Consider the following 14,483-nt stretch of genomic DNA (forward strand, 5'->3'; position numbering starts at 1 on the left):
AGTGCTAAGAAAACTATTTACTCCCCACCTAATCAAGCTACCCCTCCCGTTTATAGAAATGAAAAATTAGCGACATCGTAAGACTATTGTTGTTCAAGTACGCGTTAAAACATCAACCATTCTGTCCACTTAAGAGCTCGGCTTTAGCCAATCATTAGCGCCTTTTTGGCTATTAAGCAGCTGCTGGCAGAGTTTTTTCAAACGCAATGGACGCAGTGGTTTGCTTAAGTAGGCAAAGCCTTGAGCGCGTACACGGTCGATTAGATCAGTTTGCCTATCAGCGCTAATAACAATGCCATGACAAGAGAGTTGGCCTTGATGAATTAGGCGCTGCAGCGCTTCTAAACCGGTTTTGTCATAGTCGAGATGATAATCACTAAGAATTAATTCTGGCACCCAACCGCCCTCTATTACCTCTGCAGCGGTATCAGCATCTTCACAGCAAATCACTTCGTAACCCCAACGGCTTAGCAGACTTTCCATGCCTGCCAGAATGTCGGGCTCATTATCAATACAAAGTACTTTTGCACCTTGGGTAGTGCTAATGGGAGCACCTTCTAATTGCTTAGTTTTATAGATATTGGCTGCTTCAACCACAGGCACGGTAACGTAAAATACCGAGCCTTTGCCAAGTACCGACTCAACACCAATGGGAATTTCCAATAACTCGGCAAAGCCTTGGGCAATTGCTAAACCTAAACCTAAGCCTTCTTCTCGAGCCCGGCCAGACTTTTGTAACTGTTGAAACTCTTCAAAAATTTGCTGCTGTTTACTTTGCTCAATTCCAGGGCCGTTATCCCATACTTCTAAACGTAAGCTATTGCCTTTGCGACGCGCCCCCAATAAAACCTTACCTTTAGGGTTATAACGTAATGCATTGGTAAGAAAGTTCTGCAAAATGCGGCGTAATAATTTGCTATCACTGCTTACAGTAAGCTTGCTGGTATGTAACTTAAGCTCCACCGCTTGTTGCTGGGCTAAGGGGATAAATTCGGCATGAATATGGTCAAGCAAATGGCCTATTTCAAATTGCTCTTTACTCACCACCACACGGCCTGATTCAAGGCGTGAAATATCCAGCAAATCACTAATAATTTCCTCGGCAGAATACAGCGACTTATCGATGCTCGCAGCCAAAAACTTGGTGTCGTTTTCTAAGTCAGCTTCAAGCAAAGAGCCAGCAAATAGCTTAGCGGCATTTAACGGCTGCATAAGGTCGTGGCTTACCGCCGCCAAAAAGCGCGTTTTAGATTGGTTAGCTTGCTCTGCTGCATGAGTAGCATGCACTAATTGTTGGTTAATAGACGATAGCTGTTGAGTACGCTGAGCAACGCGCGCCTCAAGAATTTCGTTAGCTTGCTTGAGCATGTCTTCTGCTTGGCGAAAGGTGGTAATGTCACTAAAGGTCATAACATAGCCACCATTTGGCATCGGGTTACCTTGCACTTGAATCACCCGACCATCACGTCTGATCCGTGAAGAGGTGTGGCTATTGCCACGGCGTAAATGCTCTACCCTACGTTCTACGTGTTCTTCAATATCACCCGGACCACATAAGCCATTAATAGCATTATGGCGAATCAGCTCTTCAATCGGCCTGCCTACCGCAATCATGCCATTAGGAAAATCAAATAGCTCGGTATAACGTCGGTTCCACGACACCAATTTCAACTCTTTATCTACAATGGCCATGCCTTGATCAATGTGCTCAATGGCACCTTGTAACAGATGTTTATTAAACTGCAGCAGCTCCGAGGCTTCTTCGGCAATCGAGGCAAACTCTTCAAGTTGAACTTGCTTACCTTGCAGGGCAGAACCCAGCACTAAACGCGCCGACGAAGAGCCAAATACCCCACCTAACATGCGTTCCGTTTCGGCAATCAGTTCCACCGGTGCTTGTTGATTAGGGCTAAGGTCCAGATCACGAGAGCTCGCATACTTACCAAATGCCTCGCTAATGCGTTGAGTCCCCAAAAAGCGTGATGCCAGCATGTGAAGCTCTTCTACACTCACCTTCGATTGATATAGAGCACCGGCGTCATCACTTTTACCAGTTTGGCCAACAAAGTTACTGGCTTGCAACCATTCGGAAACGGCTGGGCTAGATAACTTAGACACCAATAAATATGCCAACAGGTTACCCAACAAACTAAGCACAATCCCCCAGTTTTCATTGGAGATCAGCGCGTGACCAGCAAGTTGCGGTGCAGTCAGCCAATCGGCAATCCATTGGTTAAAAATCAAGGGATTTAGGCCATCAGTCATATTGAGTAAATTGAGTAGCCATAAGCTCATGCCCACTAACAAACCAGCATAAACGCCGGTTCGATTGCCTTCTCGCCAGTACAAACCAAAGATAAGTGGAATCGCTAATTGAGCGATTGCAGCAAAAGATAAGAAGCCAATGTCAGCAAGGTTTGTTAGCTCGCCCAACATCAAGAAGGTGCCCCAAGCTAGCAACAGAATCACCAAAATGGTGGTGCGACGGACATTAAGCAGTAGTTCGCTAAACTGAGCAAAATTGCGACGGCTCAAACCGCCTTGTTTTAGCAGCAGTGGTAACACTAGGTCATTGCTAACCATAATGGCTAAAGCAATGGTAGACACCACCACCATGCCACTGGCGGCGGAGGTTCCACCTAAAAATGCCACCATGCCTAACCAATCATGCCCTGCCGCAAGCGGTAAACTAATCACATAGTTATCGGCGGGCGTATTCGCTGGCAATAAAACATCACCAGCAAAAGCGATGGGTAATACAAAAATCGCCAGCAACACCAAATAGGCAGGAAATAGCCAACGCGCGGTTTTTAAATCATTAACTTGGTTGTTTTCTACCACAGTTACATGAAATTGGCGGGGTAAACAAATAACTGCCGACATTGCTAACAAGGTGGCAATAACTAAATCGGTCACATCAGCAACGCTGATCTCTTGCCATTTAAAGCTAAAGGACTCACTTACCGCTTGCTGAGCGCTAAGCGGCAAATCCCAAAGTATCGATACCGCCAGCAATCCCACACAAACAAAGGCCACCAGCTTAACCAGCGACTCAAAAGCAATCGCTACAATCACCCCACGGTGATGTTCAGTGGCATCAATATGGCGAGTGCCAAATAACATGGTGAATATCGCCAAGGCGATACTCACAAACAAGGCGATTTGCGAGCTACTGCCTTTGCCCACGGCTTCACGCATTGCATCGCCGCCAAACAAGTCTAAACCCATCACAATGGCGCGTAATTGCAATGCGATATACGGCAAAACACCAATAATACAAATAAGCGAAATAACTACTGCTAAGGTTTGTGACTTGCCATAACGTGCTGCGATAAAGTCGGCAATGGTTGTGATATGTTCGCGTTTAGCGATTAACACCACTCTAGCGAGTAGTTTCCAACCAAACAGAAATAGCAATACCGGACCAAGGTAAATGGGAATAAAAGATAAGAAGTTCTCGCTGGCTTGGCCCACGGTGCCGTAAAAGGTCCACGAGGTACAATAAACAGCAATAGAAAAGCTATAAAAAGCCGGTTGCCAGCGCAAACGGGCACTGGCATTTTGATCGGTAAAATAGGCGATCACAAATAGCAAACCCAAGTACGCCAACGACAGCGGGATAACTAACCAGCCCTCACTTACTATTTGCATCTATTCTTTCTATCCTTGTGATCACTAACTCACTCAATACAAGGCTTAAGCCAGCCTTCACTATCAGCAACTAGAACAACATCCATTTTCTATCTGCCTACAAACATTGATTTACTGCTCATTTTATCTGCAGCTCGTTCACTTAGCTTACGCTAGCAAAAAAGATTGTCGATAACTGTGATTAATACAAAGAGTTATCAAACTATTACTAGGGTCTGTAGATCTTTGCTGATGGTTTTTGCAGCAGTTTATTAGCCATTTAGGCAAGGCAGTGAGTGAGCAGTTAAGTGGGCTTAATAATCACTCGCTAACGCTGAGTAAATGGCTAAGAAATGCTGCCCGAAGGGTTCGGGTAAGCGAACTTTACTCTTTGTTAAGCACTTCTAGCTTAGCCCAATAGGATTCTAAGTGCTCGCCGCGATTAAAGCCCGCTTATTTCGAACAAAATTTCAACACCAAAGATCAACAGCCCCTAGGAAAGCAGGGAATTTAGACTTAACAAAAACAGTAATTTCTGGCTACCAAAATCCGCTTAAGGCCCCGTTTAGACTAAAGTCGTCTAGGTTCGCTAAGCAAAAAATATCATGCTAAATGCCGATAAATACCTGAGTTAAACACGACTAGGTGAGGCAATGAGTACCGACTTTAATTTTCAGCACCCGCCCTTTGATCAGCTTGAGCCCAAGCAGCGTGAACTGGTGTCTAGCAATCTAGACATTCACTACTTTCAAAGCCAGCAAAAAATAGTTACAGCGGGCGCACAAGCCTCCAGTTTGTTCATTATTATTAAAGGCCAAGTTGAAGAGCGCGCCGACAATAATGATGAGGTATTTGCCCACTACACGCTAGAAGACTGGTTTGATGTACGCTCGCAATTTGGCGGCTATGCAAAACATGACTACATCGCCCTAGAAGAAACCCTTTGTTACGCTCTGCCTAGCCAAATCTTCCGCCGCTTAGTAAGTGAAAACAGCGATTTTGGCGACTATTTTCAGCGCGACTTAGCCACCCGTCACCAACTGGTAGAGTCTCGCGAAGGCAATAAGAACTTGGCGGAATTCATCCTCACCACCATTGATGAACGCAACGTACAACCCGCAGTGGTCATTGAAGGAGAGACCTCGCTGCAGCAAGCCACCCTAATTATGCGCGAGCAAAAGCTGGAGTCATTACTGGTCAATCACGACGGCTGCTTTGGCATGCTAACTGGTACCGACTTACTCCATGCCGCAGTACTGGTGCAGCAATCTCTCGATACTCCGGTTTGCCAGCTAGCCAACTTCAACTTAATCAGTGTGAACAAAGGCGATTTTTTGTTTAACGCCATGCTGTTAATGACGCGCAACAGCATCGAGCGCGTGGTAGTAAAAGACCAGCAAAAGATCATTGGCATACTGGAGATGGCGCATCTGCTTAGTTTGTTTTCTACCCACTCTCACGTATTGGCTTTACGCATTGCTCGCGCCTCAAGTATTGAAGAACTCAGCGAAGCGGCACACACCCTCAATAAACTGGTAGAAAACCTCTGCAATAATGGCATTCGCACCTTATTTATTATGAAGTTGCTAGCTACCATGAATGAGCAAATCATTAGCCGGGTGTTTGAACTAAGCATCCCTCACCAACATCACAACCACATATGTTTAATGGTGATGGGCAGTGAAGGTCGCGGCGAGCAAATCGTTAAAACCGACCAAGATAACGGCTTAGTCATCGAAGATGGTTACGATTGGCCAGAGCGACAACAGCAGCTAAATCAGTTTAGCGAATACCTGCTCGAGTTAGGTTATCCGCCTTGCCCCGGCAACATTATGGTTAACAACCCAGAATGGGTGCAGCAACAAAGCCAATGGAGTAAAACCATTGCCAATTGGATAGAAACCGGCCACGGCGATGCCATGATGAACCTCGCCATAGTATTAGATGCCCACGCCATTGCGGGTAATAAAAGCCTACTACGTAGATTACGCAAAGATCTAATGGCACAAATGGCTAATCGCAGCGTTACCTTGGCGTTTTTTGCCCAGCCAGCCTTAAAGTTTCATACCCCACTCACCATGTTTGGCAATATTAAATCCAAACAAGCAGGTTTAGATATCAAGAAAGGCGGGATTTTTCCTATTGTGCATGGGGTGCGCGCCCTAGCCTTAGAACATGCAATTAGCGCGACCAATACCTTAGAGCGCATAGAACAGCTCGCCTCATTAAAAGTGATAGACGAAGACAGTGCAGCTAACCTTAAAGAAGCACTATTGCTGTTTTTTAAACTGCGTATTCAACAGCTATTCCCGGCTGAAGAGGGCCAAGACTATCACGTGCTTAAGCTAGACAAGCTCAATCACAGTCAGCGAGATTTATTACGCCATGGCTTACACGTAGTGAAAAAGTTTAAGCAGCTATTAGCGCTACACTTTAATATTCGCGATTACTAGGCGGTTTAATGTTGCAGCGTTTGCTTTACCAACGAAAATATAAAGACAGCGAGTTCGCCACGTTGTTTGCCCCTTATCGCGGTAAAGAATACGTAGCATTAGATTTAGAAACCACCAGCTTAGACACCAAACTGGCCGACATTGTCTCAATGGGTGCGGTCATCATCAGTGAAAATCGTATTTTGGCCAGCCAGTGTTTTGATATAAAAATTCGCGCTACCGATAAACTTGCTGGCGACTCAATTAAAGTGCACCGCCTTCGCCACAGTGATTTAGCCCAAGCCTGCAGCATCGAAGAGGCTTTGCCGAAACTGCTGCAGTTTATTGGCGCCCGGCCAATCGTGGGTTACAACATTGGCTACGACCAACGAATTTTAAATCGCCATTGCAAACAACGTTATGGTTTCAAATTAGTGAATCCACTCATCGATGTAGGTCGAATGTTTGCCGACAAAGTACATGTAGACCACGTGGGTATAAGCCCCAATCAAGACTTAGTGCATATTTGTCAAAGTTTAGGTATTCCGCTATCTGGCCGCCATCAAGCGATTGACGACGCGATAACTGCAGCGATGATCTATTTGCGTTTACAACTGGGCCCAAGGCCAACCAGTGCGCTGCCTCAAGCCATATCAGCTTAACCCCCCTGTTGATAAAATAAACGCTAGTATGAATGGGATTTCATCGTTCAATTAAGCTATAAGCGCTTAATCACAGCTCTGTGATTTGCCAAGAAAAGCCGCTAGTTCTAAGCATATTTTAAGGCTACATTAGCCCTAGTTTTCTCCAGTTTGGAAGGTTAAATGAAAAAACTCGCCCTATTAGTTTTACTTGCTAGTTCAGTCTCTTACTCTGCCTTTGCTGAGCAGCCAAACCAAGATACCTTGGCTCAAACCGGTGCGCTAAACAGCAGTAAAACGCCGCTATTTGGCGCCGAAGTTTACAGCAACGACAAAGTGCTATACGGCAAATTTGTGGTTCGCATGAAGTTAGTGTCTGAGCCCGGGGTAGTTTCGTCGTTTTTCACTTACGACAACGAATCTTGGCAAGGCAATGGCATTCCGTGGAGCGAAATAGACTTCGAAGCCATTGGTAAAACGCCTCATCAGCTGCAAACCAACCTCATCACTGGCCAAGCCAATAAACGCAAACACAGCGAAAAGAAACACAAAGTTCCACAGCTAGAAGAGTTTGTTGAATACGCCATTACCTGGACACCAAACGAGATTATTTGGGATGTAGATGGCGAAACAATCCGTCACGACACCGCCGAAAATTCAAAGCAAGTTATCGCCATGCGCGACATTCCACAAAGCTATCGCATGAACATTTGGATTTCGGAAGCCATTGGCTGGGTAGGTCGCTTTAAAGCCAGTAGTTTGCCACTTCACCAAGTTGTAGATTGGATTGAGTATCACGAATACCAAGATAACGGAGAGTTTGCCTTAACTTGGCGTGACGATTTTGACAACTTTGACCAAAAGCGCTGGGGCAAAGGCGATTGGGGCTTTGAATCAAACTTAGTCACCTTCTCACCGAACAATGCCAATATAGTTAACGGTAAGCTAGTACTTAGCCTAAGCGCCGAAGGCATGGATTTAAACTACAGCGAGTAACTCAATCAAGAATCCCAGCCACCTAGCTGGGATTCTTTAAAAACTAGTTAACCTCAACTCGGGATAAGGAAGACTTTGCCCCCAAGTACTTAATCTAGTGTCATGTTTCTGGCTAGCTCAGCTTAGTTATATTGAGTTTCACTAGTTCTATCGAACACCTCACCTTGAGTGTTATCAACAGTGAGTTTAATTCTGCCGGTATTGTAGCGAGTAATCATAACCTTTGAGTTGGTCTTCAAAGCCACTTCATCGGCTTGAGTTATTTCCATCACCTCACCTGAGTTAGACTCCACCAAGTACTGAAAAGCCTCTATCTCTTTATTATTGTTGGCTTCAATTGCCGCCCCCACTAAGCCAATTACCGCTAATGCCGCTCCCGCATCACGTGCGTTTTCACTACGCCCAGCACCAGCCATAAGACCGCCAGCGGTCGCGACAGCGAGTCCGGTATGTAGGCCTTGTTTATCTATATCAGAGGGTTTTACTCTTACCTGCTTAACACTAAGAACCACTGCTCGTGTCACCTGAACCGCACTTTCATCAGAATTATGTACATCTGGATCATAACGGTCGGCCATACTTGAGCACGCGCTGGTCACCATTACCATGGCAATGACGAGAAGTTTTTTCATAGTGTTTCCCATTTGAGTTTATTAAAAAACCCAAATGTACCCGCTCTTGAACAAGTTATTAAACGAAGGCCTTTAAGCGAAACTAACAGCTAAAGTTATCTCCCTTAGCTGCAAAAACCACCAAAGCAAAATAGCGTTAATTAGGAAGTGTTGCTTTAGCTCGCAAATTAATCCAACACAGGCCGTGAGCCGCCTCTCAGTTTCATCGCGCAACATAAAAAATCACTTTGACTAATAAAGCATTTTACTATTCTTCACAAATAATTAACCAAAAGTCTAATTGTCGACAACCTGTGTCAGTGCGAGTCTAGATTAAAATCCGAGACGTCAATGACGATATCCCGCCTCACATCGAGGAAGCAAGGAGAGGAAGATGAGTGAACAAAAGCTGTACCCCGTTAAAGCTAACATTGCAGACAACTGCTTACTAAACGATCAGCAATATCTAGATATGTATCAAGAATCTATCACCCAGCCTGATCAGTTTTGGGGGAAGCACGGTAGCGAGTTACTCGATTGGATCCAGCCTTATACTAAAGTAAAAAACACCTCATACGACCCTGGTCATGTGAGCATCAAATGGTTTGAAGATGGCCTGCTAAACGTAAGTGCCAACTGTATTGACCGTCATCTTCAAGAGCGCGGTGACGAGGTAGCAATTATTTGGGAAGGCGACAACCCAGAAGAAGACAGCAAACTCACTTACAACGAACTGTACCAACAAGTTTGTAAGTTCTCTAACGCGCTTAAACAGCAAGGCGTTAAAAAAGGTGAAGTAGTATGTTTGTACATGCCAATGGTACCAGAAGCAGCTGTGGCCATGTTGGCTTGTACCCGTATTGGCGCCGTGCACTCGATTGTATTTGGCGGCTTCTCTCCGGAAGCACTAGCGGGTCGCATTATTGATTCAAATTCTAAATACGTGATTACTGCCGATGAAGGTGTTCGCGGCGGGCGTGGCGTACCACTTAAAGCCAACGTAGACCAAGCCTTAGAAAATCCAGACTGTGAGTTTGTTAAAAGTGTTGTAGTACTGAAACGTACCGGCGGTGAAGTAAACTGGAATGCCAACCGCGATGTATGGTGGCACGACATTACCGAAAAACAAGCTGCCGATTGCCCACCAGAACCAATGAATGCCGAAGACCCGCTGTTCATCCTTTATACCTCTGGCTCTACCGGCAAACCTAAAGGCGTATTACATACCACGGGCGGTTACCTGCTTTACGCCACAATGACCTTTAAGTATGTATTCGATTATCACCCAGGCGATATTTACTGGTGTACCGCCGATGTCGGTTGGATTACTGGCCACAGTTACTTGGTATACGGGCCATTAGCCAATGGTGCAACCACCATCTTGTTTGAAGGTGTGCCTAACTACCCTACCTCAGCACGTATGAGCGAAGTATGTGACAAACACCAAGTGACCATTTTATACACTGCTCCAACCGCTATTCGCGCCCTAATGGCGCAAGGTGATGCTGCCGTGCAAGGTACCAGCCGCAGTAGCCTGCGAATTATGGGCTCGGTAGGTGAACCGATTAACCCGGAAGCGTGGGAATGGTATTACCGCACCATTGGTGACGAGCGTTGTCCAATTGTCGACACTTGGTGGCAAACCGAAACCGGCGGTATTTTAATTACTCCACTACCAGGAGCAACCGCACTTAAACCTGGTTCTGCGACTCGCCCATTCTTTGGCGTGCAGCCAGCCTTAGTAGATAACGAAGGTCATGAGCTAGAAGGCGCTGCCGAAGGTAATTTGATTATTAAAGACAGCTGGCCAGGACAAATGCGCACCGTTTATGGTGACCACGAGCGTTTTGAGCAAACCTACTTTTCAACCTTCCCTGGAACCTACACCACCGGAGACGGTGCACGCCGCGATGAAGACGGCTACTTCTGGATTACTGGTCGCGTAGATGACGTACTCAATGTAAGTGGCCACCGCATGGGTACCGCCGAAATTGAAAGCGCACTGGTTGCCCACCCTAAAATTTCAGAGGCTGCCGTGGTAGGTGTTCCTCATGAAATTAAAGGCCAAGGCATATATGCTTACATCACCCTTAATGCCGGTGAAGAGGCTAGCGCCGAGCTACATAAGGAAGTGAAAGCCTGGGTACGTAAAGAAATTGGCCCAATTGCCACGCCGGACATTTTACACTGGGCTGAGGCTTTACCTAAAACCCGTTCAGGCAAAATTATGCGCCGCATTTTACGTAAGATTGCCACCAACGAGACCGACTCTCTAGGTGATACCTCGACCCTAGCGGATCCATCTGTGGTTGATAAGCTGATAGAAGAAAAATCGAATGCTGCTTAATTGCTAAAACCAAAAAGCCGCTTTAGTTAGCGGCTTTTTTCTGTCCAAAAATAATGCAACTTGGTACCAATCTGTATCCAAAAGTTAACAGCAAGCTTAAAAAATCGTTTAACCAGATCAAGAATTTCGTCATCGATTACCGATACACTATTAAGCAATTTCACATCACCACGCTAGCCTCTGAACAAGGATGAGAAGAAGATGATTAATGTATTTAAAAGCCTAGTGCTTTGCAGTTTTATAGGTCTATTGTCTCAAGCCCACGCTTCAGAGCGCTCTGACCTTGCTTGGCAAAGTGTAGAGCAGCAACACGCGATACTCATTGATGTTCGCAGCGAAGGAGAGTTTAGCCAAGGGCACTTGAGTAACGCACATAACATTCCGCACACCGTGATTGCCCAGCAGATCACCGCCATCACCAAAGATAAAAGCCAGCCTATCGTGGTTTATTGTCGTTCGGGTAATCGTTCTGGTTACGCCTTACAAGTATTACAAGCTATGGGTTACCAGCAGGTGGTAAACGGTGGCGGCTTAAAAGAAATGCTCGCCTCAAAAAGCCATTGATTACAAAAACGCCGCTACATTATCTGTAACGGCGCTTTAGAGTAATTGCCACTGTCTGTGTTACTTGGCAGCCAATATATCAGCGTCTAGCGCCAGCGGCTCGGCTTGCTCACTGGTTTTTGGATTACGTTTTGCCAGCAAGTAGTAAAACAGTGGGGTAAGTAGCAAACCAAAAATGGTAACCCCAATCATGCCAGAGAACACCGCCACCCCCATCGCTTGACGCATCTCTGCGCCTTCACCAGTAGAAAACACCATTGGCACAACCCCCATAATAAAGGCGATAGAGGTCATTAGAATTGGCCGTAAACGTAAGCGTGAAGCCTCTAATACCGCTTCCATTACTGTGCGACCTTGGTCTTGTAATTCCTTAGCAAACTCGACAATTAAAATGGCATTCTTGGTAGCCAAGCCTACCAATACGATCAAACCAATTTGAGTGAAGATGTTGTTGTCTCCGCCCCAAAGCAATACCCCACTAATGGCCGATAACAAGGTCATAGGAATGATTAAAATAATCGCCATTGGCAAACGCAAGCTCTCGTACTGAGCAGCTAACACCATGAATACCAAAATAATCACCAAGGGATAAATCAGCATTGCAGTATTACCCGACAGCTTTTGTTGATAGGTAAGCTCGGTCCACTCAAAGGTCATGCCGATGGGCAAAGTTTCCGCCAAAATCTGCTCGATGGCAGCCTGCGCTTCACCGGAGCTATAACCCGGCGCTGGCCCACCATTGATCTCGGCAGTGGTATAACCGTTGTAGTGCATCACTCGATCTGGACCCGCCACATAAGAGACATCAACAAAGGAGCCTAAGGGGATCATCGCACCATCGGCATTTCTCACCTTTAGCTGGCTAATTTGTTCTGGCGATTGCCTAAAGGACTCATCGGCTTGAATATTCACCTGATAGGTTCTGCCAAACTTATTAAAGTCATTTACATAGGTTGAACCCATGTAAGCTTGCAAGGTAGAAAATACTTCATCTATCGCCACCCCTTGTTGCATGGCTTTGGTTCTATCCAAATCCAAATCAAGCTGCGGCACATTTACTTGGTAACTAGAGAAAATGCCAGTAAGTGATGGTGTTGCCCAGGCTTTTTGCATGACTTGCATGGTGACATTGGCTAACTCTTCATAACCAAGGCTTGCGCGGTCTTGGATCTGCAATCTAAAGCCACCAATAGTGCCTAAACCCTGCACCGGTGGTGGTGGGAAAATCGCAATAAAGGCTTCTTGAATACCTGCAAACTGTTGGTTAAGCGCCCCAGCGATGGCATTGGCCGAAAGACTTGGGTCTTGGCGTTGGTCAAAATCGGCCAAAGGTGTAAATAAAATCGCGCTGTTTGGACTGTTGGTAAAGCCATTAATGCTTAAGCCAGGAAACGCCACCGCGTGCTCAACCCCAGGTTGTGCCAAGGCAATCTCAGACATTTTTTTCACTACCGCTTCGGTGCGCTCTAAAGAGGCAGCGTCGGGCAACTGAGCAAACGCCACTAAGTATTGTTTGTCTTGCCCTGGCACATAACCAGTAGGAGTGGTGTCAAATTGATAAGCCGTAAGCCCTAATAAACCCACATAAATAATGCCAACCAAGGCCGACAAGCGAATTGTCTTTTTGATGATGCCACCATATACATTGGCACCTTTATTAAATAAGCGATTAAACGGCGCAAATATAAACCTGCCAAACAAGCTGTCCATAATGCGAGTTAAACGGTCTTTCGGTTCGTCGTGACCTTTTAGCAGCAAGGCAGACAAAGCTGGACTCAAGGTTAATGAGTTAATCGCTGAAATAAAGGTAGAGATAGTAATGGTTAAAGCAAACTGCTTGTAAAACTGTCCGGTTAAGCCAGACATAAAAGCAGTAGGAATAAACACTGCCGCCAATACTAAGGTAGTTGCCACAATTGGCCCCGTCACCTCTTTCATGGCGCGCTGGGTAGCCGCTACCGGGCTTAAACCTTCTGCAATATTTCGCTCCACGTTCTCCACCACCACAATGGCATCATCTACCACAATACCGATGGCTAATACCAAACCAAATAACGACAAGGCATTGAGCGAGAAGCCCATAAGATGCATAAAGGCAAAGGTACCTACTAAAGAAACCGGTACTGCCACTAATGGAATAATAGAAGCGCGCCAGGTTTGTAGGAACAGCACCACCACTAATACCACTAGCAGTACCGCTTCAAACAAGGTTTTAACTACCGCTTCAATAGAGCCACGCACAAACACGGTTGGGTCGTAAACGGTGTCGTAGTTTAGACCTTCTGGAAAGCTTTGCGCTAACTCGGCCATACGCGCACGTACATCTTCAGAGATCTGGATAGCGTTCGAGCCAGATGCTTGAAACACACCAATAGCAATTGCATCCTTGTTGTCGAGTAACGAGCGTAATGCATAGCTGCTAGCACCCAACTCAACCCGAGCAACATCTCGCAAGCGGCTAACTTCGCCTTGCTCGCCCACTTTAATGATGATGTTCTCAAACTCTTCGGTGGTACTTAAACGCCCCTTCACGTTGATCAAAATCTGAAAATCAGACTCACCGCTAGGCTGTGCGCCCAAACTACCGGCAGCGGCTTGCTGGTTTTGCTCTCTAATCGAAGCGATAATTTGGTTTGGATTTAAACCTAGAGCAGCTACTTTATTAGGGTCTAGCCAAATTCTTAAGCTGTAATCACCCGCACCAAACAAACGCACAGCACCCACACCTTCAATTCGGGCTAGCTCGTCTTTAACGTTAAGCGCCGCATAGTTGGACAGGTACAATAAGTCGTAGCGATCTTCTGGTGAACTAAGGTGAACCACCATAGTAAGGTCTGGTGATGACTTTTCGGTCACAATACCTAAGCGCTGCACTTCTAAGGGCAAACGCGGTGTGGCGCGATCAACCCGGCTTTGCACCTGCGTTTGAGCTTGGTCGATATCGGTGCCAATGGCAAAAGTAACGGTCAGCGTCATGCGCCCGTCAGAGGTGGCCTGAGAAGACATATACAACATGTCTTCAACACCGTTAATTTCTTGCTCAAGCGGTGAAGCCACGGTTTCGGCAATCACCTTAGGGTTTGCCCCAGGGTAGTTAGCTGTAACTACTACTGTTGGTGGCACCACTTCTGGGTACTCGGTAATGGGTAATTGCCATACGGCAATGGCACCGCCAATAAACATCAGCAGCGATATAACGGCCGCAAAAATCGGCCGTTTAATAAAAAACTGAGAAAACATGGGCGAATCTATCCTTGTTGAA

8 protein-coding genes are annotated in these 14,483 nt (G+C 46.0%); 5 read left to right on the forward strand and 3 right to left on the reverse strand.

The features are described from left to right. Window positions 1-129: 129 nt before the first annotated feature. Window positions 130-3,651 (reverse strand): hybrid sensor histidine kinase/response regulator, encoded by a 3,522-nt coding sequence (locus LQZ07_RS22680; RefSeq protein WP_152785679.1) that lies wholly within the window; start codon window positions 3,649-3,651, stop codon window positions 130-132. Between the two features lie 632 nt (window positions 3,652-4,283). On the opposite strand from LQZ07_RS22680, the gene LQZ07_RS22685 reads away from it, so the two are divergent. From LQZ07_RS22685 to LQZ07_RS22695, 3 genes are all read left to right on the forward strand, one after another. Continuing rightward, complete coding sequence (locus tag LQZ07_RS22685; protein ID WP_152785681.1) at window positions 4,284-6,083, forward strand: DUF294 nucleotidyltransferase-like domain-containing protein; 1,800 nt, start codon at window positions 4,284-4,286, stop codon at window positions 6,081-6,083. 8 nt (window positions 6,084-6,091) lie between these two features. Beyond that, window positions 6,092-6,724, forward strand: a complete 633-nt coding sequence (locus tag LQZ07_RS22690; RefSeq protein ID WP_016402053.1) for a 3'-5' exonuclease — start codon at window positions 6,092-6,094, stop codon at window positions 6,722-6,724. Window positions 6,725-6,886: 162 nt separating this feature from the next. Next, the gene (locus LQZ07_RS22695; protein ID WP_152785683.1) at window positions 6,887-7,699 is read left to right on the forward strand and encodes a family 16 glycosylhydrolase; all 813 of its coding nucleotides are present in this window, start codon (window positions 6,887-6,889) and stop codon (window positions 7,697-7,699) included. Window positions 7,700-7,821: 122 nt separating this feature from the next. Here the strand turns inward: LQZ07_RS22695 and LQZ07_RS22700 are convergent, their stop codons facing one another. Next, window positions 7,822-8,331 carry a hypothetical protein gene (locus LQZ07_RS22700; protein ID WP_152785685.1) on the reverse strand — a complete coding sequence of 170 codons (510 nt, stop codon included), beginning with the start codon at window positions 8,329-8,331 and terminating at the stop codon, window positions 7,822-7,824. Between the two features lie 373 nt (window positions 8,332-8,704). On the opposite strand from LQZ07_RS22700, the gene acs reads away from it, so the two are divergent. Together acs and LQZ07_RS22710 are read left to right on the forward strand one after the other, a co-directional pair. Next, window positions 8,705-10,657 (forward strand): acetate--CoA ligase, encoded by a 1,953-nt coding sequence (gene acs, locus LQZ07_RS22705; protein WP_152785687.1) that lies wholly within the window; start codon window positions 8,705-8,707, stop codon window positions 10,655-10,657. 201 nt (window positions 10,658-10,858) lie between these two features. Next, a complete protein-coding gene (locus LQZ07_RS22710) occupies window positions 10,859-11,221 on the forward strand; it encodes a rhodanese-like domain-containing protein (protein ID WP_152785689.1) in 363 nt (120 codons plus the stop codon). A 60-nt stretch (window positions 11,222-11,281) separates the two neighbouring features. On the opposite strand, the gene LQZ07_RS22715 is transcribed toward LQZ07_RS22710, so the two are convergent. Continuing rightward, window positions 11,282-14,461, reverse strand: a complete 3,180-nt coding sequence (locus LQZ07_RS22715; RefSeq protein ID WP_152785691.1) for an efflux RND transporter permease subunit — start codon at window positions 14,459-14,461, stop codon at window positions 11,282-11,284. Window positions 14,462-14,483: the final 22 nt, after the last annotated feature.

Source organism: Agarivorans sp. B2Z047, assembly GCF_023373605.1.
Classification (GTDB): domain Bacteria; phylum Pseudomonadota; class Gammaproteobacteria; order Enterobacterales; family Celerinatantimonadaceae; genus Agarivorans; species Agarivorans albus.